Source organism: Pseudomonas abietaniphila, assembly GCF_039697315.1.
In the GTDB taxonomy this organism is placed as follows: domain Bacteria; phylum Pseudomonadota; class Gammaproteobacteria; order Pseudomonadales; family Pseudomonadaceae; genus Aquipseudomonas; species Aquipseudomonas abietaniphila_B.
Map to the genome: position 1 here is coordinate 644,149 of NZ_CP155619.1, position 26,816 is coordinate 670,964.

28 protein-coding genes are annotated in these 26,816 nt (G+C 58.7%); 16 read left to right on the top strand and 12 right to left on the bottom strand.

Annotation, left to right across the window (positions count from 1 at the left end):
• Positions 1–141 precede the first annotated feature (141 nt).
• Positions 142–1,365, top strand: coding sequence for a zinc-dependent alcohol dehydrogenase (locus tag ABDX87_RS02730; RefSeq protein ID WP_346831470.1), 1,224 nt, complete (start codon positions 142–144; stop codon positions 1,363–1,365).
• 80 nt (positions 1,366–1,445) lie between these two features.
• Here ABDX87_RS02730 and ABDX87_RS02735 read toward each other — a convergent pair whose 3' ends face one another.
• The gene (locus ABDX87_RS02735) at positions 1,446–1,688 is read right to left on the bottom strand and encodes a hypothetical protein (RefSeq protein ID WP_346831471.1); all 243 of its coding nucleotides are present in this window, start codon (positions 1,686–1,688) and stop codon (positions 1,446–1,448) included.
• Between the two features lie 123 nt (positions 1,689–1,811).
• Here ABDX87_RS02735 and ABDX87_RS02740 point away from each other — a divergent pair, with 123 nt between their 5' ends.
• Positions 1,812–2,135: a hypothetical protein gene (locus tag ABDX87_RS02740; protein ID WP_346831472.1), complete on the top strand. Its 324-nt coding sequence runs from the start codon at positions 1,812–1,814 to the stop codon at positions 2,133–2,135.
• 92 nt (positions 2,136–2,227) lie between these two features.
• Complete coding sequence (gene tspO, locus ABDX87_RS02745) at positions 2,228–2,668, top strand: tryptophan-rich sensory protein TspO (RefSeq protein WP_346831473.1); 441 nt, start codon at positions 2,228–2,230, stop codon at positions 2,666–2,668.
• Positions 2,669–2,720: 52 nt separating this feature from the next.
• On the opposite strand, the gene ABDX87_RS02750 is transcribed toward tspO, so the two are convergent.
• Entirely contained in the window at positions 2,721–3,155 is a 435-nt protein-coding gene (locus tag ABDX87_RS02750) for a DUF1810 domain-containing protein (protein WP_346833687.1), read from the bottom strand.
• 89 nt (positions 3,156–3,244) lie between these two features.
• Here ABDX87_RS02750 and ABDX87_RS02755 point away from each other — a divergent pair, with 89 nt between their 5' ends.
• Both ABDX87_RS02755 and ABDX87_RS02760 read left to right on the top strand, forming a co-directional pair.
• Complete coding sequence (locus ABDX87_RS02755) at positions 3,245–4,600, top strand: iron-containing redox enzyme family protein (protein WP_346831474.1); 1,356 nt, start codon at positions 3,245–3,247, stop codon at positions 4,598–4,600.
• Positions 4,597–5,583: a class I SAM-dependent methyltransferase gene (locus tag ABDX87_RS02760; RefSeq protein WP_346831475.1), complete on the top strand. Its 987-nt coding sequence runs from the start codon at positions 4,597–4,599 to the stop codon at positions 5,581–5,583. The genes ABDX87_RS02755 and ABDX87_RS02760 overlap by 4 nt, the downstream gene beginning before the upstream one ends.
• 105 nt (positions 5,584–5,688) lie before the next feature.
• Here ABDX87_RS02760 and ABDX87_RS02765 read toward each other — a convergent pair whose 3' ends face one another.
• The 5 genes from ABDX87_RS02765 to ABDX87_RS02785 all read right to left on the bottom strand — a co-directional run bounded on the left by ABDX87_RS02765 (position 5,689) and on the right by ABDX87_RS02785 (position 9,389).
• Positions 5,689–6,060 carry a response regulator transcription factor gene (locus ABDX87_RS02765; RefSeq protein ID WP_346831476.1) on the bottom strand — a complete coding sequence of 124 codons (372 nt, stop codon included), beginning with the start codon at positions 6,058–6,060 and terminating at the stop codon, positions 5,689–5,691.
• Positions 6,061–6,123: 63 nt separating this feature from the next.
• The gene (locus tag ABDX87_RS02770; protein WP_346831477.1) at positions 6,124–6,630 is read right to left on the bottom strand and encodes a helix-turn-helix transcriptional regulator; all 507 of its coding nucleotides are present in this window, start codon (positions 6,628–6,630) and stop codon (positions 6,124–6,126) included.
• Positions 6,631–6,667: 37 nt separating this feature from the next.
• Complete coding sequence (locus ABDX87_RS02775) at positions 6,668–7,309, bottom strand: response regulator transcription factor (protein WP_346831478.1); 642 nt, start codon at positions 7,307–7,309, stop codon at positions 6,668–6,670.
• Positions 7,310–7,400: 91 nt separating this feature from the next.
• On the bottom strand, positions 7,401–8,162 hold the full coding sequence (locus tag ABDX87_RS02780; protein ID WP_346831479.1) for an SDR family oxidoreductase: 762 nt from the start codon (positions 8,160–8,162) through the stop codon (positions 7,401–7,403).
• 270 nt (positions 8,163–8,432) lie between these two features.
• On the bottom strand, positions 8,433–9,389 hold the full coding sequence (locus tag ABDX87_RS02785; protein WP_346831480.1) for a GlxA family transcriptional regulator: 957 nt from the start codon (positions 9,387–9,389) through the stop codon (positions 8,433–8,435).
• A 551-nt stretch (positions 9,390–9,940) separates the two neighbouring features.
• Between ABDX87_RS02785 and ABDX87_RS02790 the strand changes: the two genes are divergently transcribed.
• The 9 genes from ABDX87_RS02790 to ABDX87_RS02830 all read left to right on the top strand — a co-directional run bounded on the left by ABDX87_RS02790 (position 9,941) and on the right by ABDX87_RS02830 (position 20,647).
• Positions 9,941–10,669 (top strand): alpha/beta fold hydrolase, encoded by a 729-nt coding sequence (locus tag ABDX87_RS02790; protein WP_431061206.1) that lies wholly within the window; start codon positions 9,941–9,943, stop codon positions 10,667–10,669.
• 269 nt (positions 10,670–10,938) lie between these two features.
• A complete protein-coding gene (locus ABDX87_RS02795) occupies positions 10,939–11,979 on the top strand; it encodes an alcohol dehydrogenase catalytic domain-containing protein (protein WP_346831482.1) in 1,041 nt (346 codons plus the stop codon).
• Positions 11,980–12,085: 106 nt separating this feature from the next.
• On the top strand, positions 12,086–12,622 hold the full coding sequence (locus tag ABDX87_RS02800; protein WP_346831483.1) for a carboxymuconolactone decarboxylase family protein: 537 nt from the start codon (positions 12,086–12,088) through the stop codon (positions 12,620–12,622).
• A gap of 36 nt (positions 12,623–12,658) precedes the next feature.
• A complete protein-coding gene (locus tag ABDX87_RS02805; protein ID WP_346831484.1) occupies positions 12,659–13,459 on the top strand; it encodes an alpha/beta fold hydrolase in 801 nt (266 codons plus the stop codon).
• A 63-nt stretch (positions 13,460–13,522) separates the two neighbouring features.
• Complete coding sequence (locus ABDX87_RS02810) at positions 13,523–15,148, top strand: PAS domain-containing sensor histidine kinase (protein ID WP_346831485.1); 1,626 nt, start codon at positions 13,523–13,525, stop codon at positions 15,146–15,148.
• 115 nt (positions 15,149–15,263) lie between these two features.
• A complete protein-coding gene (locus ABDX87_RS02815) occupies positions 15,264–15,716 on the top strand; it encodes a (2Fe-2S)-binding protein (protein ID WP_346831486.1) in 453 nt (150 codons plus the stop codon).
• A gap of 10 nt (positions 15,717–15,726) precedes the next feature.
• Positions 15,727–17,919 (top strand): xanthine dehydrogenase family protein molybdopterin-binding subunit, encoded by a 2,193-nt coding sequence (locus ABDX87_RS02820; protein ID WP_346831487.1) that lies wholly within the window; start codon positions 15,727–15,729, stop codon positions 17,917–17,919.
• A gap of 10 nt (positions 17,920–17,929) precedes the next feature.
• Positions 17,930–19,147, top strand: a complete 1,218-nt coding sequence (locus tag ABDX87_RS02825; protein WP_346831488.1) for a cytochrome c — start codon at positions 17,930–17,932, stop codon at positions 19,145–19,147.
• 324 nt (positions 19,148–19,471) lie between these two features.
• Positions 19,472–20,647 (top strand): MFS transporter, encoded by a 1,176-nt coding sequence (locus tag ABDX87_RS02830; protein WP_346831489.1) that lies wholly within the window; start codon positions 19,472–19,474, stop codon positions 20,645–20,647.
• Between the two features lie 124 nt (positions 20,648–20,771).
• Here the strand turns inward: ABDX87_RS02830 and ABDX87_RS02835 are convergent, their stop codons facing one another.
• From ABDX87_RS02835 to ABDX87_RS02845, 3 genes are all read right to left on the bottom strand, one after another.
• Positions 20,772–20,942: a DUF1427 family protein gene (locus tag ABDX87_RS02835; protein ID WP_346831490.1), complete on the bottom strand. Its 171-nt coding sequence runs from the start codon at positions 20,940–20,942 to the stop codon at positions 20,772–20,774.
• Positions 20,943–20,980: 38 nt separating this feature from the next.
• Positions 20,981–21,475: a cupin domain-containing protein gene (locus tag ABDX87_RS02840; RefSeq protein WP_346831491.1), complete on the bottom strand. Its 495-nt coding sequence runs from the start codon at positions 21,473–21,475 to the stop codon at positions 20,981–20,983.
• Positions 21,476–21,594: 119 nt separating this feature from the next.
• Positions 21,595–22,077 carry a VOC family protein gene (locus tag ABDX87_RS02845; RefSeq protein ID WP_346831492.1) on the bottom strand — a complete coding sequence of 161 codons (483 nt, stop codon included), beginning with the start codon at positions 22,075–22,077 and terminating at the stop codon, positions 21,595–21,597.
• Positions 22,078–22,783: 706 nt separating this feature from the next.
• Between ABDX87_RS02845 and ABDX87_RS02850 the strand changes: the two genes are divergently transcribed.
• Positions 22,784–23,962 carry an MFS transporter gene (locus ABDX87_RS02850; RefSeq protein WP_346831493.1) on the top strand — a complete coding sequence of 393 codons (1,179 nt, stop codon included), beginning with the start codon at positions 22,784–22,786 and terminating at the stop codon, positions 23,960–23,962.
• 16 nt (positions 23,963–23,978) lie between these two features.
• Here the strand turns inward: ABDX87_RS02850 and ABDX87_RS02855 are convergent, their stop codons facing one another.
• Positions 23,979–24,590, bottom strand: coding sequence for a glutathione S-transferase family protein (locus tag ABDX87_RS02855; RefSeq protein ID WP_346831494.1), 612 nt, complete (start codon positions 24,588–24,590; stop codon positions 23,979–23,981).
• A gap of 256 nt (positions 24,591–24,846) precedes the next feature.
• Here ABDX87_RS02855 and ABDX87_RS02860 point away from each other — a divergent pair, with 256 nt between their 5' ends.
• Positions 24,847–25,230 (top strand): nuclear transport factor 2 family protein, encoded by a 384-nt coding sequence (locus ABDX87_RS02860; protein WP_346831495.1) that lies wholly within the window; start codon positions 24,847–24,849, stop codon positions 25,228–25,230.
• A 113-nt stretch (positions 25,231–25,343) separates the two neighbouring features.
• Here the strand turns inward: ABDX87_RS02860 and ABDX87_RS02865 are convergent, their stop codons facing one another.
• The gene (locus ABDX87_RS02865) at positions 25,344–26,801 is read right to left on the bottom strand and encodes a YncE family protein (protein WP_346831496.1); all 1,458 of its coding nucleotides are present in this window, start codon (positions 26,799–26,801) and stop codon (positions 25,344–25,346) included.
• Positions 26,802–26,816: the final 15 nt, after the last annotated feature.

Sequence of the window (26,816 nt, forward strand, 5' to 3'; positions counted from 1 at the left end):
CGGACTTATCCGGCACGATGCTAAACAGGAGAAGCACTTAACCAGCCCTACCGCTGATCCCGCTGCCTGGCAACGCCATGAACTAATACTGCCTTTACCCCCTCCGCTAGTTACAGGCCCCTTCAAACTGCGGAGAGCGATATGAGAGCACTGACTTACCATGGCGCGCATGACGTGAAAGTGGACACCGTTCCAGACCCCACGATTCAAGACGCCGACGACATCATCCTGCGCGTCACCGCTACCGCTATTTGCGGCTCGGATCTGCATCTGTACAGAGGCAAGATACCGACCGTCGAGCATGGCGACATTTTCGGCCATGAGTTCATGGGCATCGTCGAGGAGACCGGATCTGCGGTGACGGCTGTCCAACCCGGTGATCGGGTTGTCATTCCCTTCGTAATCGCGTGCGGTGACTGTTTCTTCTGCCAGCAAGACCTTTTTGCCGCCTGTGAGACCACCAATACCGGACGCGGTGCGATCATCAATAAAAAGGCAATTCCCCCAGGCGCTGCGTTGTTCGGGTTCAGCCACCTGTATGGCGGCATTCCCGGCGGTCAGGCCGAGTATGTACGGGTGCCAAAAGCCAATACCGGGCCATTCAAAGTGCCAGGGACGTTGGCCGATGAGAAGGTGTTGTTCCTTTCCGACATCCTCCCCACTGCGTTCCAGGCCGTGACGAATACCGGTATTGGTCAAGGCTCAAGCATTGCCATTTATGGCGCCGGCCCAGTCGGGCTTCTCAGCGCTGCGTTCGCTCGTATGCTAGGTGCCGACCGTATTTTCATGGTCGACCATCACCCCTACCGCCTTGCGTATGCCCAGCGAACGTACGGGGTGATCCCGATCAATTTCGATGAAGACGACGACCCGGCGGATACCATCATCCGCCAGACGCCTGGCATGCGCGGTGTCGATGGCGTCGTCGACGCTGTCGGTTTTGAAGCCAAAGGCAGCACCACTGAAACGGTCCTGGCCACGCTCAAGCTCGAAGGCAGCAGCGGTAAAGCGCTGCGCCAATGCATTGCAGCAGTGCGACGGGGTGGCGTGGTCAGCGTTCCCGGTGTGTATTCGGGTTTCATCCACGGCTTCCTCTTCGGCGATGCGTTCGATAAAGGGCTGACGTTCAAGATGGGCCAGACGCACGTTCAGCGCTTCCTCCCGGAACTGCTTGAGCATATCGAGATGGGCCGTCTGGAACCTGAAGCGATCATTACCCACCGCATGTCGCTGGAGCAGGCGGCTGAGGGCTACAAGATTTTCGACAAGAAAAAGGAAGACTGCCGGAAGGTCATTCTGACGCCGGGTGGGACCGATATCGCCCTGCCTGAAATGGACTCAACCACAGCGGTTCCTGCCATGTAACCGGTAACCGCTTGAAAGAGCAGACGACACAGGACAGGACTTTCCGGCAGATTCGATGCCAGTCGCACCCTCAGGCAAAGTCAGCCAATCACCCCGGTCATTGCGGTGAACTGACTTTGCTTGTTGTTCACCCGGTCCAGCACTTCAGGCGGTGTGGACTCCCGGAACACCACCAGATGCCCCACTTCCTTGCCGCCCTCGGTCACCCGCTCGATGTCGTTGATCATCCAGGTCTTCAATTCCTCGAAGGTGATGCCCAATTCCTGCGCCACTCGGTGGTGGAGCTGTTCAGCGTCGTACTGATTGAATTGATCGTTGTTCATAAGGCTGCCTCTTGGGTTTGCTGTCAGGGTGAGGCCACAGCGCAGCTCGACAGTTCCTTCATCCAGATGAGCTGATCTGCGTGGGAATGGGTCAAAGCGGTTCGAGGCAATGACGGAGCCACCATGAACACAACCACCCCGGATGGACGTTACTTTGTCGTCAAAGGACGGCTGTGGCGCTGCTCAAATCCCACCCTTGACGAGGGTGAACGGCAGCGCCGGGTCAACGAACTCATGGACGCGCGCAGGGCGGTGAAAGCAGCCAAAGCCTCGGGTGATCCAGGCGAGATGAAGGCCGCCCGGGCCGCTGTTCAGACCGCTAAAGTGGCACTGGGGGAACGTGGGCCGGTCTGGTGGGAAGATGGATCGCCAGACTTCAACCGCTACAAGGTCACCAATAGCCCCTACGCTGACTGGTACTGCAAGCTGGGTTCAAGCGACCCGTGAACAGCGGGACGGACTTTTCGCGCGTATTAGCGTCCAATCCTCAGATGGCCCATTGGCCGCTCAGATCCGGATTCTTCAGCCAAGGACAACCGATGACCTTTTATATCTTCCTGATAGCCTGCTGCGCCGCTGCCACCACCGGCATCATCTTCAAACCGGGGGCGTGGTACGCATCGCTTCAGAAACCGGCATTTACGCCGCCCAACTGGCTCTTCCCCGTTGCGTGGACGACGATTTATCTGTTGCTCGCCTGGGCCGGTTATCGACTGACTCAGCTGCCTGGCAGTGAGACCGTTCTGGCGCTCTGGGCCGCTCAGATTGCCCTCAACACGCTGTGGACGCCGGTGTTTTTTGGTGCGAACCGGATTTTCGCCGCCATGGTGATACTGGCCGCGCTCTGGGTTGTGGTCGCTGTGATGGTCGTCATGGCCTTGCAACTGGACGTCATCACCGGGCTGATCCTGTTCCCCTACCTGGTCTGGTTGTGCGTGGCCGCTGCGCTGAATTTCTCGATATTGCGTCACAACCGATAACGAGCACCTCGGCGCTGGGAAGCCCTACGGGACATGGGTAAGGCGGCGTGTTTCACCTTGGGTCGCCCTGGAGCAATGCCAGGGTTCGTCCGTCGGCCTGTCCCGAATAAAACCGGTCAAGCGCCTGCTGAAACACAGGCGCTTCGGGGGCGACGGCGATGAACACTGTCAGGCAGGAGCGCAGTTTCAGGTCATCAGGTGACCCGAGAATCTCCAATGCACTGCGATCGTGATGCATCAAGAGCGTCTGGACGCATTCTTTTAGCCGAGGCCCAAGCAAGCGATGCTCCAGGTACGCTCGAGCCTCGGCCTCGTTTGAGAGCGCGTAATGCTCGGCCATTTCGCTCCGGCCAAGACCACGCACTTGCGGAAACACAAACCACATCCAGTGACTCGTTTTTCGTCCAGCCCGCAATTCTTCAAGCACCCGGCTATACACCGGACGTTGTGCATCGACGAAACGTGAAAGCTTGAAAGGGTCGTTCATCATCGGCATCGCCACTCAGTCAATTAGAAGGAATTTATCCGCAGACCCCCGCCTCTGAGATTTATACCAAAAATATCAGTGGTGTTTTCATGACGGTCTTGCGCCAGATTTCAACGCATTCTGCCCAACTCGAATCGGATTCCAGAGACGCCTGCTCGGTGTACCACGCCGCGCTGAAAACGCCGCCTGAAACCTGCCGGGCCAGGCTTACGCGGTTTCTCAATGACCACCTGAACGCTGTGGCCAACGCAGACTGCGAGCTTCCATCCGCCGTGGAAGACTGGACCGCCTGGGTGGTCGAGCACGCGCACACGGTGGGCGAAGACTACGCACTCTACTTGCAGGATCGCCATAACGGTGCGCCCCGTCGTTTCTTCACCAACAAAGCCCACGCGCTGTATTTCCTGCAGCACGTGTCGCCCAGCAAACTGGTGGACGGAGCCTGGCTGCACAGCGCGCTGGGACACCCGGCGGACGGGCGTTATCACGACCTTATTCGCACCTACCTCGAAGAACTGGGCGACGGCGATCCGGCCCTGAATCACGTGGTGCTCTACCGCAATCTGTTGCTGGAACATGATTGCGCTCCCGCTGGGAAGCTTCCAGACGACCGTTATATTCAGGGTGCGCTGCAGCTCGCGCTGGGCCATCTCGGGGAGGCGTTTCTGCCTGAGTTCATCGGGTACAACCTCGGGTATGAGCAACTGCCGCTTCACTTGCTGATCACGGCGTTCGAGCTGAATGAGCTTGGCATCGATCCTTACTATTTCACTTTGCATGTGACCATCGACAACGCGAGCTCCGGTCACGCCAAGAAAGCGGTGGAAACAGTCAACCAGTTCCTGGCGACGGCAGCCGACCCGGAGGACTTTCTCTTCCGGATACGGCAGGGCTACAAACTGAACGATCTGGGTACTGGCACCGCGTCGGTCATCGAATCGTTCGATCTGGAACGGGAGCTGGTGGCCATGCTGGAAGCCAAGCGTTCGTTCGGCCAACACATGCATTCAGACTACTGTCGTCTGGGCGGAAGAACGATCAACGAATGGCTGGCTGCGCCCGGTGAATGTCGCCCATTCCTCGCTGCACTTGAGAACATGGGCTGGATAAAGCGAGATCAGAACCCGGAGGCAAGCCGCTTCTGGCAACTGATCGAAGGGCCTCGTGCCGTGATGTTCGGCGTATTCAACGGTTATGAAAAACAGCTGATCCGAGACTGGATTGCTGGCAACTGGCAGGAAAACCAAACTGACGCCGAGCCCTTCCGCGCTCGTTTCCGCCGTCGGCCTGCCGCTGCGGCAGGCGTGCCCATGAAGTCCACCGTATCTCCCGCTTCCCTGGTGGAACTGGTTGACCTCATCTCGCCGTCGCTACACCACACACTCAATGGCCTGCATGCCACGAAAACCTACAGCAGCCAATTCGCACAAGGACTTTTCCGATGAGCAATCTGCAAGCCCCTACCCTGCCTTCAGAGGAGACAACTGCGCCGGACACCTCCTACGATCTGGCCTTGCTGCAACTGGGGCGACGGCTGCAAGCGGATGGCTACCGATTCACCACCGTCACGCCGCTCACCCATGAGCGTAACAACGCCCGTGAAGAGAATCGTAAGGCCAGAAGCCTGCGGGACATCTTTGGCTGGAACCGCCCTTTTGAAACCGACCTGCTTCCTGCGGCTGAACTTGAAGCGCTGCTGAAAACCGGTGTGCTGCGGGCCCATGCAGGCCTCTGGGTCAGCGAGGTACGCTGGTCGAGTCTGGACGATCTGTTGTTCGTTCACTCGAGTTTTCCCACGGTGGCTCATGACTCGGTTTTTTTCGGGCCTGACACCTACCGTTTCGCCCAGGCGATTGAGGAGCATCTTCGCACCTCGCCTCATCCCATCAAAAACGCCGTGGACATCGGAAGTGGTAGCGGCGTGGGTGCAATTTTGATCGGCAGAGCCCGCAGGGACGCCCAGGTTCTCGCCCTGGATATCAATCCGGCAGCCTTGAGATACACCGCCGTTAACGCGGCCCTTGCCGGTACAGAGAACGTCTCGGCGTGGCACAGCGATATTCTCGCCGGCGCCTCTGGTGAGTTCGACCTCATCGTGGCCAACCCTCCGTACATGCAGGACACTCAACAGCGAGCCTACCGCCACGGAGGTGGGCGACTGGGTTCCGAGTTGTCAGTCCGTATCGTGGCGCAGGCCATCAATCGATTATCGGTTGGAGGCTCGCTGCTCCTTTACACGGGGGCTCCCTCGGTCGATGGCGTGGACCTGTTCCTGGAGAGCGCCCGCGCGCTTGTGGACATGCCAAACCTGGCGTGGACTTACCGTGAAATGGATCCGGACGTCTTCGGTGAGGAGCTTGAGACACCAACCTATGCAAAGGCGGAACGGATTGCAGCGGTGGTGCTTACGGTGACGAGGACCCAATGAGCGCCGCTGCAGAACGGTACATTATCGACCCGAGGCTGCCTGCCGAATCGCAGGGCATTAACCGAGTTTCCAGCCGACACCTCTGTTTCGCTGCAAACCCTGCGGTCAGTGTTCAGAAACGATTCGCTCGATACAGTCAATGATCGTCTGGGCGTTGTAGGGCTTCGCCAGAAAACACACAGCGCCCGCCCTCATGGCCTGCGTGCGAACCGTTTCTTTGGGGAAGGCCGTGATGAAGATGATCGGAATACGACGTCCGGCTTCAGCCAGTTTGCGCTGTAGCTCCAGTCCATCCATGCCAGGCATTTGCACATCGGATATCAAACAATCGGTGTTATGGATGTCGGTGGAGGCGAGAAAGTCCTCTGCCGAGGAATACAGGCAAGGCTTGTAGCCTAGAGAGCGCACCAGACTGCCAAGGGCCATTCGGCATGATTTATCGTCATCGACAATAGCGATACAGGGAGCGTTATTCACGTTATTTTCCTGAGCTCGCGAAGACACGGATTAAATGCAGCGTGCGCCCGCCGTTAACCTCCACTATTGCGTAACCGCACTGGGATTCTCAGAGGTGAGAGACCCCATCTGCGATTGCCACCGCCGTGGGCTGATGCCTTTCAATTGTCTGAATACGCGGGTGAAGTAGGACTGGTCCGAAAATCCGCATTCTTGAGCCACTCGGCTGATGGGGATTTGCCCTGTTTTCAGCAACGCTTCGGCCCGGCGTATTTTTTCTTGCCGAAGCCAATCGTGCGGCGCCAATCCCGTGGTGTTCTTGAACGCCCGAGAAAAATGGCTTCTCGATATTGCACATTCATTCGCGACCTGCTCAATCGAACAACCTTGGGCCATGAGCTCTATCATCAACGCCTTGGCTCTTTTGACCCGCCAGGGTGCCAGGTTTTCCTGGGTGCGCTTGGTGGCCTCTGCGTCACCTGCCTCGGCTCCTGAGTAATATTCCGCGGCGTGCTCGCAGTTGATGGGCGCCTCTGCTGACAATATGACCAATCGAATGACCTCTACATCGGTGAAATGGATGATGCGCAAGCAGGCGCATAGCCATTGACGACCGCGCGCCTACCCGTCAGGAAAGTTGCAGCTGGTGACCCGCCATGACGACGTCTGCAATGGTGTTGGCGTGCATTTTTCGCATCATGTTGGCGCGATGCAGCTTCACCGTGATCTCACTGACCGCCAGATCGCCGGCGATCTGCTTGTTCATTGAGCCTTTGACCACGCCGGCCATGACCTGCCGTTCTCTCGGGGTCAGGCATTCGAACCGCTTGCGCAGAGAATCGAGGGCGCGTTGTTTTTCCAGATAGTCTTGATAGGTGGCCACCGCTTCGGTCACGGCATCAATCAAATCCTGGGATCTAAAGGGCTTGGTCAGGAAGTTCGCGGCGCCCGCTTTCATGGCACGCACCGACATGGGTATGTCCCCATGCCCGGTCATGAAAACAATGGGCAGACGACTGCCGGACTCAGAGAGTCGTTGCTGCAGATCAAATCCACTGTAGCCCTGCAGCCTGACGTCCAGCACGAGGCAGCCAGCCAAACCGGCCAACGGGTCCGCGAGCATTTCGTTCGGGCCGGAGAACGCCCTGACGTTGTAACCCACCGACTTGAGCAAACTGGCGACCGCGCCACTCACCACCTCGTCGTCATCCACGACAAAAACGATGGGCGCGCCCGTTGAGGGAAGCGTCGAGGACGTGAAAGTATGCATTCAGCCTCCTTACGACTGTCAGCGGTGACGCGCCAGGCAAAACCGGACGCGCTCAGCGCCGGCCCCTCGCACACTTAGTGACGGGTTGCGGTTAACCCACAGGAATCGGGTTATCCACCAACGACTGGTTGAACCCATGAATCAACGCGTGCTCCTGCGAGCCCGGGTTGTCGCGCAACGGACGAATGGCCTCGACGATCACCTCGGGCACGTCAGTCGCCAGGCCCCGCATGGTCTCCTCGATAAATGCGTCAAGCGGCATCGCACGAGGATCATCGCCCTTGTGAATGAGATCGGTATTGACCCAAGGCGGCGCGATTTCCTGCACCGTCACCGAGGTACCGCGCAGCATGAAACGCTGAGAAAGGGAGTAAGAGTGCAGCGCCGCCTTGGTGGCCGAATACACCGCATTGCCGGCCAGAGGCACGAAGGCCAGAACGGAGGTGTTATTGATGATCACGGCACGAGGCTGCGATTTCAGGTGTTCGACCAGCGCCGAGGTCAGGCGGATCGGCCCCATCAGATTGGTCGTGATCGTCCCGATCATCGTGGCCTCGTCGATGTGCCCGGCGGCGTCGTCGAACGGCATGATGCCCGCGTTGTTGATCAACACGTTCAGCGACGGGAAACGGCTGATCAGCGTCTTGGCGACCTTATCGATGCTTGCAGGGTCGTTGATATCGAGCTCAAGCCCTTCCATCCCTGGATTTGCCGCGATGACCTCATCGAGCAACGCCTTGCGGCGGCCTGCGATGATGACTTTATTGCCCAGTTTATGGAAAGCTTCTGCGAGACCACGGCCAATACCCGAGGCGCCACCGGTAATAAACAGTGTGTTATTGGTCAGCTGCATGGATATGAATCCTAACGTGGGAAGTTCATGACAACACATCATGATATGACGACTCAAAGTGCCAATTACACCGTCAGTCGCGTACAACTTACCCACCGTTAAGCACGATGGAGAAGCGCGTATTAATACGACGAACTGAAAGCGTGTTGTCACAAACTCTGGACCCACACAGCGTCAGGGTCAATTCATACGAAAGGTTAGGTCGGGTATCGGGAAAATCGTTTTGCCCAATAACAAAGGCTCCCCGTTCGTCCCGATACTTCAGCGGTTTTATACAACCACGTCATCTTCTCTGGCATCACGCCGCAGCGACTGGGGTGATACACCTAGTTTGCGGACAAACACTTCACGCAGATGCCGTCTGTCGCGGAACCCTGTTTCCCTCGCAATGACTTCCAGCGGATGGTGCCCCCGCTGGATCATGTTCCTGGCGGTCTCAAGCCGGAGCTGCTCCACCGCTTTCGCAGGCGACATGCCGGTTTCCGCCAGGAAAATCCGCCGGAATTGTCGCTCACTGAGGTAAACGACCCTGGCCAGGGCATCCGCACTCAGATCACCTCCAAGATTGGCCCGGGCATGGGTCAGCGCGGCCTGAACCCGGTCAGACTTAGGGGCTATCTTGAGCATTTCCGAATGCTGGGACTGCCCGCCCGATCTGCGGTGGTACATGACCAGCACGCGAGCCACCTTATTCGCCAGCTCGTGCCCCAGGTCCTTCTCGACCATCCCCAGCACCAGGTCCATGGCCGCTGAGAGCCCGGCTGACGTCCAGATGGCCCCGTCATTGATGAAGATCCGGTCGGCCTCGACATAGGTGTTTGGAAAACGCTCCTTAAGAATGCCCGCATACGCCCAGTGCGTCGTAACACGCCGCCCCTCCAGCAATCCGGCCTCGGCGAGCACGAAGGCGCCGCTGCACAGCCCGCCGATGCGCTGGGCGCGACCGGCGGCAGACTTCACGAAATCCAGCTCCTCGACCGTGCTGTCCCGGGCAAGGGGATCGACAATGCCGGACACCATCCACGTATCGGCCTGCGACTCTGAGGAGGCTCGCTCGGTGTTGAGTGAGGCCCCGATCGACGAGGTGATCACCCCGCCGGTCAGCGAATAATTGGTGACCTGGTAGACCTGCTCCTTGGCGACAACGTTGGCGAACTCGAACACTGACTGGGTGCCCAGCGCCATGACCTGGAATCCTTCCGTCAAGAAGTAACCGATCTTGTGCATTTTCTCTCCGCCTGGCGTCATGTCCGAAAACACGACCGTAAATGTCGTTTCAATTCCAGTCAACGCGATGCACGATGACTCAACTGGTCGCACGTCAGGAGAGGTCATGCAACGACTGGGATGGCAGGTCATCGGGGGATGATCACGGTCGCATCCTACGCCAAGCCGAACACTTAAGCCATGCTGTAACTCACCACTTCAACGCCGCCTCTGCACGAACTGTGCAGCCGTCAAAGTGTGCGCGACACTCATTAAAGATCCGGCAGCACTGAACACTTAATCAACTTTCACAATACGCACCAGAGTCCTAGTCAAGCCTCCCGCTTGATCGCTGTAATACAGTCAAACGATAAAACCAGCGTGGCCACTGCCCCTGCACTTAATCAGTCGGTATTTGAAGTTTTCAATAACAAAGAGCAACCGCTATGACTGAACACTCCGTAAGTTTTCATGCACCCACTCAATACTTGGAACTCATTGGCAGGACGCTGGCTTATAGAACGTTTGGACACGGCACGCCTCTTGTACTCTGCGTCAGATTTCGCGGAACAATGGAATCGTGGGACCCCGTATTTCTCGACAGCCTGGCACAGCAAGGTTTCCAGGTCACGGTGTTCGACTACAGCGGTCTGGGGCGATCAACCGGTGAAAAAAGTTACAACCCGGGCGCGTTGGCGAAGGACACCATTGAACTGATTACCGCTTTGGGATTAGGAAAAGTCGCCCTCGGAGGCTGGTCGATCGGTGGTGTCGCGGCGCAAATTGTCCTCGCACAGGCGCCTCAACTCGTCAGTCACCTGGTGCTGATCGCCACGACGCCCCCAGGCGGGCTGGCCAAAACCGGCGAGCCGCTTTTTTATGAGCTGGCCAAGCGGGAAAACGACTTCGAGGATTTCGTCAGCCTGTTTTTCGAGCCCGACTCAGCGTCGAGCAGAGTCGCCGCTGAGCGTTCGTGGGCTCGGCTTGCACTGAAAAGAGAAGACGCAAGCCCCGCCGTGCCCCACGAATGGGCTGGCGCGCAGCTGGGCGACGGCCCCAAGAATCCGGTGTTCCCGGTCGATGCCGTGCTGCATGTGCTCAAAACGACGGACATCCCGGTCATGCACCTCGGGGCCGATCATGACATCGCATTCCCGGTAGAGAACTGGTACGCCCTCAGCGATCAACTCCCAACCCTGCACATTGTGACCTTCCCGAGTTCCGGGCATGGCCCACAACTGCAGTACCCACGCACTGCAGCCAAACACATTGCGGCCTTCGTCGACGCTTCGAATGACTGATGCCTGAGCAACCGGGCCACCGTTCGAGCAACCGGACTGCTGGCCCCCTTTAACTTCCAGCAAGACAGCAACGGACGGCTTCTTCATCGCACCTGCGAAGGAGATACGACATGCAGAACCGTTGCCGCTCCCGCTGGCGAATCACTGAACAAGACCCTTGGCGTTCGGTTCTCGCGCGTTCAAGCCACCCGTGCAGGCGATGAAGTCACGCCTTTGGCGCGCGAACCTCTGCCGGTGCCCAACAACATACCCTTGCAATCAGGTGACATATGACATCCCGTACGACTTACAAAGCCATTGTGGCAACCGCACCCGGTCAACTTGAACTGGTGGAACGTCCGGTGCCGACACCCGGGCCTGGCCAGGTCCGCATTGAGGTTGAAGCCTGTGGCGTTTGCCATTCGGACAGCGCGACTGTTGAAGGCTTCGCAGGCGTGCCCTACCCCCGCGTGCCTGGGCATGAAGTCATCGGGCGCATCGACGCGGTGGGTGATGGCGTTCATGAATGGAAGGTTGGTCAGCGCGTCGGCGTAGGTTTTCTGGCGGGCGAAGACGGCACCTGCCCGTCCTGCCGCCAGGGTGACCCAGTCACTTGCCAGAACCCGGTGATCACCGGCATGACCACCGATGGCGGCTACGCCGAAATCATGCTCGCCGAAGCACGCGGGCTGGTGAAGGTGCCGGAAGACCTCGACGCTGCGCAAGCCGCACCGCTCCTGTGCGCAGGCCTCACCACGTTCAACGCACTCCGTCACTCGGGTGCCCAGGCGGGTGATGTGGTTGCCATCCACGGCCTCGGCGGCCTGGGCCACTTGGGGGTGCAGTTCGCCCGCAAAATGGGATTCCATACCGTGGCCATTGCGCGTGGCGCGAACAAGGCTGAGCTGGCGTTATCCCTGGGGGCTCATCGGTACATCGACGCCACGGTAGAAGACGTCGCTGCAGTCTTGCGCTCCATGGGTGGCGCGCGCGTCGTGCTGGGCACCGCCCCGACCGCACAGGGCATGGCCCAGACCATCCCGGGGCTGTCGCCGCGTGGTCAACTGGTCGTGGTCGCCGTACCGGGCGAGCCCATCACTGTCAATGCCACGGATCTGATCTTCGGCGCACGCTCGGTCGCCGGCGCACTCACCGGCACGGTGGCGGACAACGAGCAGACGCTCGCATTCGCCAACCTCCAAGACATTCGCGCGCACGTTGAGACCTTCCCGCTCGAACAGGCACAAGAGGCCTACGACCGAATGATGCGTGCAGAGGTCCGGTTGCGCGCGGTTCTGGTCATGAAACCGTCTTCACCTCAACACCCATGAGATAGCCGAAGGCGCCCGTGGGAGAAGTCCCGGGCGCCGATTCCCGCAGAGTTTTCCGAGGCCACTCAAGCCTTGAACCGCTGACATTTAAATCTGGAGATTCAACATGGCACGTTTCACCTCGGTTCCCGCAGAACAAGCCACCGGCGCAACGGCAGACATCTACGCAGGTATCAAAAAATCGCTGGGCAAGGTCCCTAACGCCTACGCCACCCTCGCGACGCTGGCACCTGCCGCGCTCCAGGCGATGCTGGCTGCCGATAAAGTGCTGTCCGGCGGTCCCTTGAGCAAACCCGACCAGGAAACCATCAAGCTGGTGATCAGTGAACTGGCGGGCTGTGACTACTGCGTGGCCGCCCACAGCATGGTCGGCAAGATGGTTGGGCTAACGACCGAGAACATGCATCGCATTCGCGAAGGCCAGGTGACTGGCGACGCCAAACGAGATGCCCTCGTGGCGTTCGTACGCCATCTGGCGCTCAACCCCGGCACCCTGCCTGACGCCCAGGTGCAGGCGCTAAAAGAAGCCGGCTACAGCGGCGAGGACGTCGTTCACATGGGACTGGCGATTTCCGTGATCACGTTTACCAACGTGTTCAACCGCATCAACGACACCACCGTCGATTTCCCCAAGCCCGAGTAATCGCCTGAGCGGCATCAGGCCTCAAGGACTCAGCCCATGAGTACGCTCCAGAACCTGCTATCGAACGATCCCGCCCTCGAAGCGGCATGCCGGGCATTCGCTGTCCCGGACCGAGTACATGCCACGGCGCAGGAAGTGGCGTTCCTCGCCACTGCGACATGCTCCCGGCTCAAGGTCGATGCGCAAGACATCGTCTACTGGACCCTCGGAAACGGCCCCCGCGTTCTGCTCGTGCACGGCTGGTGCAGCCGGGGTTCCCACCTCATGGGGTTCGTGGAGCCCTTACTCGCGGCGGGGTTCTCGGTGGTCTTGTTCGATGCGCCCGCTCACGGTGATTCCGAGGGCGTTGTCTCGAGCATGATTCATGCGGGCAGGACCGCCCTTGCGCTTGCACAGGCGCTAGGCGACTTCCATTCCCTGATCAGTCACTCGGGTGGGTCGACGGCCGCACTGTGGGCATTGGCGAACGGCCTGTCGGTGGAAAAAAGCGTGCACATCAGCGGTCCCTCCTCCATGAAGCAGGTCGTGATCGGCAGCGCCCGTGCCCACGGGCTCGATGACACACAAGCCCAGGCCTTTCAACGATGGGCAGAAGCGTTCACACGGGTCAGCCTGGATTCCGCAGATCTCCCTGCGCTGACCGCCCGGCTCAGCCATCAGGGCTTGATCGTTCATGACGCGGGTGACCGCGTCGTAAGCCTCGCACAGTCTCAGGCGCTACAGAGTGCCTGGCCGAATTCAACGCTGGTCATCACAGAGGGGCTTGGGCATCGCAGGATACTCAGCGCCCCCCAGGCCATCACCACCATTGTCGGGTTTCTACCAATTGAGCGTTAACGTCGTAGCCACTTCAAAAAAAGTGACCCCACGGAAAGCCGACAGCTTATTAAGGGCGGCCGAATGAAACCACCGATCACTCCCGCCGAAGCCGAGGTATTCGAGCGTTTTCACGACGCCGTTTTCGTGCGCGACATGGAGGGAAATATCCATTTCTGGAATTCGGCATCCGCCGCCCTGTATGGATGGCCCTCCCACACGGCGTTAGGGGCCAATGCCCAAAACCTGCTTCAATGCAGGCACGAGAAAGAAAACTACGACACTGTTGATGCGCTGCTGTTGGCCAACGGCTATTGGGAAGGCGAACTTTCCCGGCTGACCGGCACCGGGACCCGCCGTCTTGTGAACGCGCGCTGGTCACTGCGCAGGGACGCGGACGGTCATCCCATCGGAATTCTGGAAACCGGCCATGACATCTCTTCGGCGAAAGAGACCGAGCGGCATCTGAAGGCCAGCGAATACCGTTACCGCAACCTGTTCCAGGCCATGGCTGCTTCATTCTGGGAGCTCGACTTCACAGCGGTCGGCCCCAAAATCCGCGCGTTACTCGACGCCGGCGTTCGCGATCTCGAGGCGCATTTCCTCGCGCACCCCGACGTCGTTCGCGACTTCATGCAGAACACCCGGGTCGTCGACTTGAACGATCACAGCGTCCGGCTGTTCGGCCGCGGCGATCGCACCGAAATGTTAGGTACGATAGATCGCTACTGGCCTGACGAGAGCATTCAGGTGTACGCCCGCTGCGTCGTCAAATCCCTGGCCGGACTGCCCAACAACATTGAAGTCACGCGGCTCCGAACCCTTGAAGAGAAAGAATTCGAGTGCCTGTTCACCGCCTGTTTTTCCAAAGAGAACATCGCGCGCGGCGTGATTCTGATCGGCATCATTGACCTGTCGGAGTTAGTCGAAGCGCGTCATGCGCTTGAGATCATGCAGACAGAACTGGCGCATGTCGCACGCATTTCTATACTCGGCGAATTAAGCGCGTCCATCACCCACGAGATCAACCAGCCACTGACCTCGATTTCGACCTATGCGCAAGCCGCACTGCGCTGGCTGCAACGCCCGCAACCTGATTTGCGAGAGGTCGAAAACGCGCTGTTGCAGATCGTTGACGAAGCGCAGCGCACCAATGATGTGATCTCGCGCATTCGCAGCATGGCGCTGCGCAGACCGGTTCAGGAAACGGATCTTGCGTTGAACGAGGTGATTCAGGATTCACTGCAGTTCACTGACCACGAACTGCGCAAGAATTCAGTGCGGCTCACGACGGATCTGGCGATATCATTACCACCGGTTCGCGCTGATCGGGTGCTGATGCAGCAAGTGATCGTCAATCTGGTCATGAACGCCGCGCAATCCATGGCTTCTGCGAAGTCATCGACTCGAGAGCTGATGGTCAGGAGCGAAGTGCTGGAGGACAACGAAGTCCGGCTCGAGGTACTGGACAGTGGACCCGGTATCGCACCCGGACTGGAAGGGAAACTGTTTGACAGCTTCTTCACCACCAAAGCCACTGGAATGGGGATGGGGCTGCCTATCTGCAGGTCGATCATCGAGGCCGCCGGAGGGCTGATTCAACTGACAAATAGAGATGACGGCAAGGGGGGCGCGAAGGTAGCCTTCACATTGCCCGCGTTACCGCAATCGAGCGCTCTCGGTCGCGGGTTTCCACACGCATCACCCTAAAAAAGACCGCCCTGATCGATGACACGGGGCGAAGTCGAATAAACCGAGCTTTGCGCCCATGCCTGAGTCAGCGTTCCGGCATGGGCGTCTACCGTGATGAACGCCAGAGGTTGCGATGCAAAAATTAATGGTTAATGGCGTAGAGCATCAGCTGGATGTCCCCGATGACATGCCGCTGCTCTGGGTCTTGCGGGATGTGATGGGACTGACCGGAACCAAATACGGCTGCGGCATCGCCCAGTGCGGCGTATGCACGGTGCACCTGGACGGCCATGCAACGCGGTCCTGCGTGTTGCCCGTCAGTGCGGTGGCGGGCCGACAGGTCACCACCATCGAAAGCATCGGCGAACAGCCCATCGGCCAGGCCGTGCAGAAAGCCTGGCTGGAGCATGAGGTCGTGCAATGCGGTTACTGCCAGTCGGGACAGATCATGTCCGCGGTGGCCCTGTTGACCGAACACCCCAAGGCCAGCGATGAGCAAATCGTCGACGCCATGTCCGGCAACCTGTGCCGTTGCGCGACGTACACGCGCATCCGCGCGGCCATCAAAAGCGTCAGCCAGGCGTGAGGGAATGACCATGTCCGACAATCAATCGTCCCCTGCCCTGCTTTCACGCCGTGGCCTGCTCAAAGGCGGTGCAGCCTTGAGCGGTTTGATCATCAGCGCCTTCTTGCCGCCCATGGTGTCCCGCAGCTTTGCGGCGGATGTCGTCAAAGGCGCCAACCTGGGCGATGGCGCGGAAAAAGGCTACGGTGCATTCGTTCGCATCGACCACACCGGCGCGGTCACTGTCATCTCGCCGAAGATCGAAATGGGCCAAGGGGTTCAGACCGGCATCGCCATGATGGTCGCCGAAGAGCTTGAAGTCCCCCTCAGTCAGGTCACTATCGCCGAAGCCCCGCCCAATGCGGCGTTGTATACCGACCCGCTTCTGACGTTCCAGGCCACCGGCGGCTCCACCTCGACCCGCTATACCTGGGAGCCTTTGCGCAAGGCCGGTGCTGGCGCGCGCATGGTGCTGATTCAGGCAGCCGCGTTGCGCTGGAACGTGGCCCCGAGTCAGTGCCGTGCCGAAAACGGCAGGGTTTTGGGCCCGAACAATCAAAGCGCCGGCTACGGCGAACTGGTCGATGCCGCCGCAGCCCTTCCGCTGCCCACCGACATTCCCCTCAAGCCGGTCAACGCGTTCAAGTTGCTGGGCAAACCCGCGCAGCGTCTGGACACGCCGCACAAGGTCAACGGCACCGCGAAGTTCACCATCGACCTGCAAGTGCCCGGCATGCTGATTGCGTCCACGCGGACCTGCCCGGTTTCGGGCGGCACGCTGCGCAACCTCAAGAACGAAGCCGCCGCAAAAGCGATCCCAGGCGTGCGGGACATCGTGCGGCTGAACAACGCGGTCGCCGTCACGGCCACGAATTTCTGGGCGTGCCAGCAAGCGCTCAATGCCTTGGACATCGAATGGGACATGGGGCCTCACGCGGGTCTCGATTCGGCGAAACTGGATAAATCCCTGTTCGACGCCAGCGCGGGCGACGGTGTTTTTGCGCACCAGGCAGGCGACATCGCCAGCGCGCTGAAAAACGCGTCCAGCCGTTTCGAAGCGATCTACGAGCAGCCCTTCCTGTCGCACTCCCCGCTCGAGCCGATGACCTGTGTCGCCCATGTTCGGGCCGATGAATGCGAGTTGTGGGTCGGCTGTCAGGCACCGGGACTGGCCCAGATGGGCGCCGCGAAAGTCTGCGGACTGCCCGTTGAAAAAGTCGTGATCCACAACCAGTTGATCGGCGGCGGCTTTGGCCGACGCCTGGAATCCGACTTCATTTTTCAAGCGGTGGACATCGCCCGCCAGCTGAGCTACCCGATCAAACTGATCTGGAGCCGCGAAGAGGACATGACCCACGACCGCTACCGTCCGCACTACGTCGATCGCCTGAATGCAGCCCTGGACAAGGACCTGCGCCCCGTCGGATGGGAACATCGCATCGCGGGTGCGTCGGTCGTGGCGGCTTACCTCGGAGCGCTGCCTGCCGATGGCGTCGACTTTGACGCCGTCGAGGTCGCCAAAGACCCGATCTACACCCTGAAGGATCTGCAGGTTCGCTACATCCGGCACGACCCGGAGGTCATCCCGGTCTCCTGGTGGCGAGGCGTAGGCCCCCTTCGCAGCACCTATGCGGTGGAGTGCTTCATCGATGAATTGGCGCACAACGCCAAAGCCGACCCGGTCAACTATCGACTTGGCCTGATGCAATCGCAGCCTCGTGCCCAGGCCGTGTTGCGCAAAGCGGCGGAAATCGTTGGATGGGACAAGGCCCTGCCTGCCGGGTCCGGGCGCGGCGTGGCGGTGTCGGCCGTGTTTGGCAGCTTCGTTGCGACCATCGTCGAGCTGGAAAAACAAGGCGCAAAAGGGCTACGCATCAAACGCCTGGTGTCGGTCATCGACTGCGGGTTTGCGACCAACCCGACCTCCGTGGCTTCGCAGATGGAAGGCGGCACCTTGTTCGGTCTGTCGGCTGCGCTGTTCAACGAAATTCTCATTGAAAACGGACAGGTTCAGCAGACCAACTTCCACCAATACCGACAAATTCGCATGAGCGATGCGCCTCCTGTCGAGGTGCACATCGTCGACAGCGTCGAGAGTCCTGGTGGCGTGGGTGAAACGGGCGCAGTCCCGGCCGCCGCTGCGCTGGTCAATGCGCTGTATGCCGCGACCGGCGTACGCGAACGCCGCCTGCCATTGAGCCGCTCGGGCTATTTCACTGTTTAAGGAGTGCACCATGAAATTTTTCCATCATGCACTCGGGCTTGTCGCCAGTTGCCTGACCCTGAGCGTTTACGCAAATGAAACCTCGACCCTGAGCAAGGGTGAATACCTGACCCGCGCTGCCGATTGCGTGGCGTGCCATGTCGTCCCGGGCGGTAAACCCTATGCTGGCGGGCTTGAGTTCAAGCTCCCGTTCGGCAGCATCTACTCACCCAACATCACCCCGGACAAAGAAACCGGCATCGGCAACTGGACCGACGACGAGTTCGTCAGCGCCTTGCAAAAAGGTGTCGGCAAGGACGGCAAACACTACTACCCGGCGTTCCCGTACACGTCCTACACCCTGATGTCGCGCGAAGACATCCTGGCGATCAAGGGCTACCTGTTCAGCCTGGAACCGGTGAAGCAAGTACCGCCCGAGAACACGGTGTCTTTTCCGTTCAACCAGCGCTGGGGAATGATGTTCTGGAACGCGATCTTTGCGTCCAACGAGCGGTTCACCCCCGACAGCAAGCAAACCGTTGAATGGAACCGGGGCGCCTACTTGGTTCAGGGGCCGGGCCACTGTGGCGAGTGTCACACCCCGCGCAACCTCTTCCAGGCGATGAGCTCGGGTCGTCCGCTGGCCGGCGCCGAACTGGGGAACTGGCAGGCGTACAACATCAGCTCCGATGTGCAACACGGCATCGGTGCATGGCCGGAAGACGCTCTTGTCAGCTACCTCTCCAAAGGCTACGCGCCGGGCTTCGGTGGCGCTGGCGGCCCAATGGCCGATGCGGTGGAACACAGCCTGCGTTATCTGAGCCCGGAGGACCTCAAAGCCATCGCGGTGTACCTCAAGAGCACGCCTGCGCAAGCGGAAGGCATCACCAGGCCGTCCATGGCCATGAACGATGCGGCGCTGCAAAAAGGCGTCGGCCTGAAGCTCTTCAATGACTCCTGCGTCGCCTGTCACCTCCTCGATGGCAGCGGAAGGCAATCGCCTGCGGGCGGACTGGCGGGTCTGAAGACCGTCAACGACGCCTCGGGTAAAAACCTGATCGCGACCCTGATCGAAGGCCACTCCCCTCACGCGATGCGAGTAGACCAGCGCATGCCTGACTTTGCCGGCAGCTACTCCAACGAGGAACTGGCTGCAGTGAGCACATTTGTGCTGCGACGGTTTGGTCAAACTCAGGGACAGGTCAAAGCGGAAGACATCGAAAAAAGCCGCGCCAGCGCTCTGCACTGATCGGCGCTTCAATAGAATCCCCGGCAGGCGACTGCCGGGGATTTTTATTTCTCGCGAATAATATCCGCGACGTGCTGTTCCAAAATCCGCACAGGCCTCCTAGTCGGAACAGGCCGGGTGAAAGAACCTTACCCCTGACCCATAAGGCCTGTTGGCATGGGCTTCCACGGTGCTGAATCGCAGCCATTTTGCAGGCAGCATTCAACGATCAATGGCCCGAAGCACGCGCTGAACGTCGCTGACGACATGCCCTCTGCGGCGGGTCCAGTGTGATGCTTCGGGCCTGACCGCAAGCCTCTAAATCCCGACACCATAGGAATTCCCATGAGGACAGATCAACAGGTGACGCGAGCACTTCGCGCCTTGAGCGTGGCCTATTTCGTACAAGCGGTGGGGGCTCTGTCGGTCATTGGCAGCCTGGAACCCATTGGCCGCGAATGGCGCCTCAGCAATGCGGAAGGCGCCTACCTGATGACTGCCTTCGGTATCACATTTGCCTTGGCTGCACCGTTGCTGCAGGTGTTACTCGGGCACCTGCACAGGCAGCGCCAGGTGTTGCTCGGGCTGTGCGTGTTCGGGGCTGGCGCGCTCTTGTTCGCCGCCGCGCCCACCTATCCGGTCTTGCTGGTTTCCCGAATCGTCATGGGATTGGGAGCCGCTTTTATAGGCCCGGTTCTGGCAACCCTGGGCTCAAGCCTGGTCAGCAGCGAACGTCAGGGAAGCGCTATCGCCATCGTACTGCTGGGCCTGAGTGTTGCAGGGTTGGCAGGCATTCCACTGTCCAGTTGGGTGGCGTACCAAGTCGGCGTTCGCAGTCTTTTCCTGGTCATAAGCGCGGCCGCATTCGCGACCGCACTGCTGATCGCCTGGCAAGTTCCCAATCAATCCGAAGGCCAACGAGTCGCCGTCAGTACCCTCGTCAACCTGCTGACCCAAGCGCATTCCCTGAGTGTGTTCGGCGTTGCTTTTTTTGTCACCGCCTCGGTCTACACCACGTATTCATTCATCGCGCCGATCGTGCATGATTTTTATAACGGGAGTGCTCATGACGTATCGATCGCCCTCCTGGTGCTGGGCGTGGCCGGTGTCACGGGCAACCTCCTGGTCACTCGTCTCGCTGCGCGTCATAGCTCCGATCGCCTGCTCGTCGGCAGCATGTCAGTGCTGGCTATCTTGATGCTGGCACTGGGGGCTGGACCGCGCTCCCTCGGGTGGCTCTTCCTGATGCTGGTAATGTGGGCGCTTGCAACAGATGTCATCTGGCCGTCGCAGCAGCGAAGGGTCATCGAGCATTTGGCAGAATACCGAGGCGCCGCGTTGGCGTTGACCGCAGCGTTCGTATTTTGCGGCATCGGCGGCGGTGCCGCAGTCGCGGGCTGGGTATACCCGATCGCAGGCTTCACAGGCTTACTGGGGGCAAGCTTTGCGTTGATGGTATTGGCTGTCGTTTGCATGCTTATTTCTGCAAAGCGATCGCCGCTGCGTGCAGCGGTGATCTAGGCTTTTATCCGCCGACAGACCCATGACCGTCGGGGCAGCGGCCCTCATGCCGATGGCGCCTCACAAGATTGGCACGGATGAGTTGAATCCCACTTGCTGTGTTTATTGCGGCGTACGAGGCTGCTTAAAATGACGAACCCGCAACTCCACGGCACCAGGACCAGAGTTGCTCGCCTGCCTGCATACCTAACAATCCGACCAATGCTACAAGCGGTGGCGCTGGAGACCGGAAGTCCAGAGCGCCGTAAAGAAGCCCAACCGCCACTCCTATCGCGAGTGAAATGAGATAACTCACAATAACCTCCAAACGTATCAACGACTTCCAACGGGGTTTTACTTTTTAACGGTGCGAGGATCGTCCGCCGTATTTTCGTAGACAGTATCGGTTGGGCCAGTCCCTGTGATGAGAATAACAACCGGTTCGCCGTGCGTTTCAGCGTAGTGAGCCGCATTGGAAGGCTCTGTGTAAACGGAGCCCCGCGGCAGCGCGCGTAGCTCTTTTTCAGATCGTTCTGCGCCGTAACCGAAGTACCAGGTGCCCGACAATACGGTTGCCACCCGATCACCCGCATGGTGGTGCGGAGCGATCCTGGCGCCCTGTTTGACTTTTAGAAGCTGTGCATAGGGACCTGGAGCTGCCGGGTTACCCAGGATAGTCACCACTTGAACCTTGGAATTTTCTGATCCACCCGGCCCGCCTGTTTCTTTACCCGCCAACAGCTCAGGGAGGGTTTTAGAGTAGCTGGGAAGTTTAGGTCCCTCGTCCGCAGCATAGCTTGTCGCCACCAGGAAAGTACTGATGAAGCATCCTTTGATAAGTGCATGCATGCCTATATCCCTAATCAGAACGTTAGTGTAAGAAAGTCATTAGCGCTGGCACTACCGTCAAAAACACGCACGCAACTAACAGTCAATTGAAGTGAGAAGCGTTAGAGTGCGATTGGCAATCAGGCGCTCGGCGCGTCGGGCCATTCTAGAAATTCCAGCGTCAAGCCATCGGGCGCACGCACGTAACCCAGCCGCAGCCCCTTACGCTCGCCGTCCTCCACGGTCTGCAACTCGCCAAGTCTCTGCCCTCCTACCGATTCGATCTTCGCGAGCAGCCCATCGATATTTTTCACGGTGAACGCAAGGTGGGCGGCGCCCACGTCGCATGATCTCGGTTTGAAGACTTGAATATCGTCGGGAGAGTGATATTCCAACAGCTCAATCATATGTCCGCCCGGTGCTTCAATCATTGCCAGTGTCAGTGACGCACCCTCAACCCCGACGACATTGTCGAGAAACACACCGGCCTCATACGTATTGGTATACAAGTGCTTGAAGCCAAGTACGTTGACCCAAAAGTTCAAAGAAGCTTCAAGCGAGTGAACGGTAAACCCTGTGTGATTAGCACAAATTAAATTTGGAAAATGATTGGTGTCGTTCATATGTCACCCTTCTGATAGGTCGGGATGCGTTCACGTCTTGATTTTAAAAGGTGCCTGAAGGACACCATTTGTGCACCAAACCCTTGGTTCACATCAGCGGGCGTCCACCTTGGCCGCTTCGCTCGGCATGATCTTGAAGCTCCTGACTTTCAGCTTGGCGGACAGCCGCCGCTGGGCGATGCGAAGGCCATGCAAGCTGCGAGGTGGTATCGAAACAAACAGAGTTGATCTCGCGAAGAGGATCGCTCCTCACCAGCGAAAAAAAAACTGCTCGCGAATGGTAAGACCTACTCTCTTGGAGCGTAGGTCCACGCCCCTCTTGCGTAATGCGGTAGGAGTGGCTTCTCGCTCAGTGCCGCGAGTGCGCCTCTCAGTTGTCCTATCAAGTTGGCTATCGGAGCGCAGAGCCGATCGTTATGATCCAGATCGGCCGAGATAGAAATGACGATTGAGTAAAAGGCTGCCCTTAACCGCTCTGGCCTCGTGGTGCAACCATGACCATGGAGCACATTGCTGTTGGCGGCAGGCTTCATTACGGCTAGCCCTTCCAGCCCAAAAACCGATAGCAACTGACTGTCATCGATTCACTTGAAAACCAGGTAACTAGCCGAAAGGGAATTGGCGAGCAGTGGGCGCGATCTTGAAAAAGTGAAACTGTACTCTGACGGTCCAAGGAACATGATTTTATAGGTAGTGGGGCAACAACATGACACACCAACGATGGTTGATCCTGATCGGATGCTTTATCGCATACCTATTCGATTCGGTAGAAATCGTTCTGTTTTCCCTGGCGCTCCCGGCAATGTGCAGCGATTTGGGACTGACCGTCGTTCAGGGCGGCTTGCTCGTGACTGCCATGTTGTTGGGCGTTGGAGTCAGCAGCATTACTGGTGGCTACATCTCCGACAACTTCGGGCGCAAGCGAGCGTTGGTTACCTCGCTGATTGTCTTTGGCTTTTTCACCGCGGCATTGTCTTTCGGCACCAGCTTCACCAGTCTGGTCCTGCTTAGGTTCATCGCCGGGATTGGCCTCGGTTCCCTCTGGAGCGTAATTTCTGCCTACATCGTGGAGACATGGCCTGTAGAAAGCCGGGGACGAGCTGCCGCATTCGTTACCAGCGCCCTACCTGCCGGAGGCGTCATTGCAGGCATAGTGTCCGGCTATTTTCTTCCTGACTGGCGGACAATGTTCTTGATCGGGGGGTGCTCGATAGTAATCCCCGCCATTCTCATCCTCATCGGATTTCGCGAGTCGGCTTTATGGTCTGAACAGAGGACCAGATATGGAAACGAGAAGGTGGCTCTGAATCACGTATTTACCGCTGCGCTGCGTCGCTCCACGATCCTCGGCACGCTGATGTCAGCCCTCGCCCTGACCGGTTTTTGGGGAACGATGACATGGCTTCCGACTTATCTGGCGCAAGAGCGAGGTCTAAACGCCGCATCCGTGGCCTGGCTGGTCACCGTATTGAACATCGGCATGTTCGTCGGATACAACGCCTTCGGCTTGGTGGCGGACCTTATCGGCCGGCGTCTGACGATCATCATCACACTCATGGGCGTCGCAGTGATCATCCCGATGTACGCATCCACGAGCGAGCATGACACCCTGCTGTGGCTAGGTTTAGCATTCGGTTTTTTCACCGCATTCTTCGGAATTTTCGGATCGTATCTTGGCGAGCTGTTTCCTACACGCGTTCGATCTACCGGTGCAGGCTTCTGCTTTAACGTCGGACGAGGCGTGGCCGGCATCGCGCCTTTGGGACTGGCAGAGATTTCCGGCGTTGTTGGTTTTAGCGGTGGGCTGATCGTATGTGCCTTTTTATTCGCCTCCTCAGCACTGGTAGCAATGCTGATGCCCAAAAGCGGCGGTCATGCACATTGACCCTGCGCAACCACCGTTAATAGTCAGCGCTGGGACGGGTTCGAAAATGCCTGTACCAAGCGTCTAGTCGTGGATGGTGCGTTGCAAACGGAAGATTGAACCGTTCGCGTGCGGTCTGGAAAATCGCGAAAAGGGTGCAGTCGGCAATAGTCGGCTGATCACCAGCCAGAAACCGATTGCCACCGATCGCCAATTCCAGCACGTCCAGCAACTCCTCGACATGTCTGAACAGGGCGCTGGCGAATTCTTGAGACGGGTCTGGCTCATTTCTCGGAAAAGCGCCTGTAACGTTCCACAACCACAACTGGCTTCTGACGATCAGATCGTTGGCTGTTCGCTCCAGTGCCCGAACCTGAGCGCGAGACACAGCATCAATGCCGATCATAGGGTTCTCGGGATACAGCTCTTCCAGGTATTCGACGATTGCGGCGGACTCGGTAATTGAGACGCCCTCATCAGTAACCAGCGATGGCGCGCGCCCTGAAGGATTGATTTGCAGGTACGCAGGGGATCGATGCTCCAAATTGACATGATCAAGCTGGTGACAAGGTACATCGATCCCTTTTTCCGAGATGTAAATGGCGACCCGTCGAGGATTAGTGCCCATAGGAAACTGGTAGAGCATCATGTCTCAATTTCCACTGTTATCAGATGTTGAGCGGAGGCCTTCACATTGCCACCCATGTTGAAGAGTTGCGTGCTTGGAAACGACGGCAATCAGCCGCTGTAGGAGAAGTAAAATCAGTCTTGAATCCTCCTTCGCGACCGCTCACAGATAAACGAAGTCGGGTGAGCAAGTCTTACTTTCTCAGAGCGTAAATAAGGGCCAGCACAAGACCGCCCACCGTAGTAGCCTCCTTGTCTAACAAAGGAGAGCAAACACCATGACAGTCCCTGACAAAAACCCTGACTTCGATGCGCTGCTGCGCGCTAACCTGGATCGCATCTTCAACGAACGCGATGGCACTAAACGAGCGGCGGCGGCGAAAGAGCTGTTTTCAGAAACGCCGACTATGTACGAACCTGATGGCGTCGTTACGGGTCAAGCCGCAATCTGCGATGTTGCAGGCGCGCTGCTGGATCGATTCGGCGCCGACTTTACTTTTGTGGCCGAAGGGCCAGCTGTCGGCCATCACGGGCTGGGCTATCTGCCTTGGCACGCGGGACCTAAAGAAGGTCCCGTCACTGTGAGTGGTGCCGACGTCGCTGAGGTCAAGGATGGCAAGATCGTGCGACTCTGGGTGCTTTTGAACCCGCCGCAATCGTGATGGAATGAGCTTTTTCTGAGCACTCGATCAGAGCAGCCGCAAAGCGAATGATGCTCTGATCGAATGTGCCAAATGTCCCATGATTTCAGCACGGGCTTATCGCCCCCGATGGATTAAGGTGCCTGAATCTGTACCAATGCCCCTGGCTGATCCGGCTTGCCTGCCACGACCACCAGATAACGTCGCTGCTCGGGCGTGTCGTTCTGCACGATCTGGCGGATCGGGCCGATGGTGTTGACGATGGCCGACCCCGCCGGGTTGGTCATGAACGCTGACAACGGTTGCAGGTTGCCACTGCCATCCGGCTTGTCGGCCAGCGCCAGGGTGTAAGGCTGCTTGGGTTCAAGACCCGTCACTGCCGCTTGCAGCACTTGTGTCAGGCCCTGATTGAACAGCGTGACACTGGTGGGTGCCTGATCCGCAGGCTTGCCCACCGCGTTCAAACTCAGGTGCGCTGCTTGCCCGGCCACGCCCAGCGGCTTGAGGTTATCGGTACCGTCACCTTTTTCCACCGCATTGGGCACATAGGCAATCGCTTGCGGCGCCTGGCCAATCGGGATGTTGGCGATGACCTTGTTGCTCAACGTGTCGATCACCGCAAACGCATCGGCGTTTTCCAGACCCACATAAATACGGCTGCCGTCACCCGACGGCCAGATGCCGTGAGGCAAGTTGCCGACCGGGATCGTCGCCACTCTCTCGAAGGTGTCGGTGCGATAGACCTGCACCTGATTCAGCCCGCCCACGGTGATGTAGGCGAACGAGCCATTGGCGTTGTTGACCAGGTTGACGTGGTTGGCAATCGGCCCGATGTCCAGCGTCTTGATCAGCTTGAACGGAGGTGTGGCTTCAAATACCTGCGCTTTGCCGACATCCTTCAGCGTGAACCAGACCTGCTTGCCATCGGCTGACGCGGCGATGTTCGGGCAGAACGGGCTGGCCTGAGGCACGTGGCCAACGATCTTGTGATCCGCCACCGACACCACTACGGTCTCCGGGTTGAACGACGAGCAGACGTAACCGTATTTGCCGTCCGGCGAGAAAATCTGCATGCCGGGACCGGCCGGTGTCTTGATGCGGGTCTTTTCCTCGAAGGTCTTGGCGTCGATCACCGACACATAGTCCTCGCCGCGCACCGTCACCCACACCTCTTTGCCATTGAGCGTAAAAAACGCTTCATGGGGCGCACGCCCAACGTAGGTCTTGTGCTTGACGGTGTTGGTTTGCGTGTCGATGAACGACACCGAGTTCGTGCCGATGGACACTACCGCGAGAGTTTTGTGATCCGGCGAAAAGCCCAGTCCGTGCACCAGCACCTCGCCCTTGTACAACGGACTGAGGTTGCCCGGTTGCGGATCGCCGAGGCTGATCACCCCAAGCAGTTTGTTGTCCACCGGATCGGTGACCGACACGGTGTTGGAGAACTGCTCGGCTGCATACAGGCGATCCTGATGAGAGACGGGAATCTCCCTGGCCGAGGCTTTACCGGGGATCTGTCCGGCAAAACCGGGCATCGAAGCGGTCAGCAATGCGCCGGTCAGCAGCGCCATGGGAAAGCGAGGGAAGTGCATGGGATTTCCTTCTTT

What these genes read in the sequence shown, in the direction of transcription:
- ABDX87_RS02730 (WP_346831470.1), top strand. Translation starts at nt 142, where the DNA reads ATGAGAGCACTGACTTACCATGGCGCGCATGACGTGAAAGTGGACACC.
- ABDX87_RS02735 (WP_346831471.1), bottom strand. Translation starts at nt 1,688, where the DNA reads ATGAACAACGATCAATTCAATCAGTACGACGCTGAACAGCTCCACCAC.
- ABDX87_RS02740 (WP_346831472.1), top strand. Translation starts at nt 1,812, where the DNA reads ATGAACACAACCACCCCGGATGGACGTTACTTTGTCGTCAAAGGACGG.
- tspO (WP_346831473.1), top strand. Translation starts at nt 2,228, where the DNA reads ATGACCTTTTATATCTTCCTGATAGCCTGCTGCGCCGCTGCCACCACC.
- ABDX87_RS02750 (WP_346833687.1), bottom strand. Translation starts at nt 3,155, where the DNA reads ATGAACGACCCTTTCAAGCTTTCACGTTTCGTCGATGCACAACGTCCG.
- ABDX87_RS02755 (WP_346831474.1), top strand. Translation starts at nt 3,245, where the DNA reads ATGACGGTCTTGCGCCAGATTTCAACGCATTCTGCCCAACTCGAATCG.
- ABDX87_RS02760 (WP_346831475.1), top strand. Translation starts at nt 4,597, where the DNA reads ATGAGCAATCTGCAAGCCCCTACCCTGCCTTCAGAGGAGACAACTGCG.
- ABDX87_RS02775 (WP_346831478.1), bottom strand. Translation starts at nt 7,309, where the DNA reads ATGCATACTTTCACGTCCTCGACGCTTCCCTCAACGGGCGCGCCCATC.
- ABDX87_RS02780 (WP_346831479.1), bottom strand. Translation starts at nt 8,162, where the DNA reads ATGCAGCTGACCAATAACACACTGTTTATTACCGGTGGCGCCTCGGGT.
- ABDX87_RS02785 (WP_346831480.1), bottom strand. Translation starts at nt 9,389, where the DNA reads ATGCACAAGATCGGTTACTTCTTGACGGAAGGATTCCAGGTCATGGCG.
- ABDX87_RS02790 (WP_431061206.1), top strand. Translation starts at nt 9,941, where the DNA reads ATGGAATCGTGGGACCCCGTATTTCTCGACAGCCTGGCACAGCAAGGT.
- ABDX87_RS02795 (WP_346831482.1), top strand. Translation starts at nt 10,939, where the DNA reads ATGACATCCCGTACGACTTACAAAGCCATTGTGGCAACCGCACCCGGT.
- ABDX87_RS02800 (WP_346831483.1), top strand. Translation starts at nt 12,086, where the DNA reads ATGGCACGTTTCACCTCGGTTCCCGCAGAACAAGCCACCGGCGCAACG.
- ABDX87_RS02805 (WP_346831484.1), top strand. Translation starts at nt 12,659, where the DNA reads ATGAGTACGCTCCAGAACCTGCTATCGAACGATCCCGCCCTCGAAGCG.
- ABDX87_RS02810 (WP_346831485.1), top strand. Translation starts at nt 13,523, where the DNA reads ATGAAACCACCGATCACTCCCGCCGAAGCCGAGGTATTCGAGCGTTTT.
- ABDX87_RS02815 (WP_346831486.1), top strand. Translation starts at nt 15,264, where the DNA reads ATGCAAAAATTAATGGTTAATGGCGTAGAGCATCAGCTGGATGTCCCC.
- ABDX87_RS02820 (WP_346831487.1), top strand. Translation starts at nt 15,727, where the DNA reads ATGTCCGACAATCAATCGTCCCCTGCCCTGCTTTCACGCCGTGGCCTG.
- ABDX87_RS02825 (WP_346831488.1), top strand. Translation starts at nt 17,930, where the DNA reads ATGAAATTTTTCCATCATGCACTCGGGCTTGTCGCCAGTTGCCTGACC.
- ABDX87_RS02830 (WP_346831489.1), top strand. Translation starts at nt 19,472, where the DNA reads ATGAGGACAGATCAACAGGTGACGCGAGCACTTCGCGCCTTGAGCGTG.
- ABDX87_RS02840 (WP_346831491.1), bottom strand. Translation starts at nt 21,475, where the DNA reads ATGCATGCACTTATCAAAGGATGCTTCATCAGTACTTTCCTGGTGGCG.
- ABDX87_RS02845 (WP_346831492.1), bottom strand. Translation starts at nt 22,077, where the DNA reads ATGAACGACACCAATCATTTTCCAAATTTAATTTGTGCTAATCACACA.
- ABDX87_RS02850 (WP_346831493.1), top strand. Translation starts at nt 22,784, where the DNA reads ATGACACACCAACGATGGTTGATCCTGATCGGATGCTTTATCGCATAC.
- ABDX87_RS02855 (WP_346831494.1), bottom strand. Translation starts at nt 24,590, where the DNA reads ATGATGCTCTACCAGTTTCCTATGGGCACTAATCCTCGACGGGTCGCC.
- ABDX87_RS02860 (WP_346831495.1), top strand. Translation starts at nt 24,847, where the DNA reads ATGACAGTCCCTGACAAAAACCCTGACTTCGATGCGCTGCTGCGCGCT.
- ABDX87_RS02865 (WP_346831496.1), bottom strand. Translation starts at nt 26,801, where the DNA reads ATGCACTTCCCTCGCTTTCCCATGGCGCTGCTGACCGGCGCATTGCTG.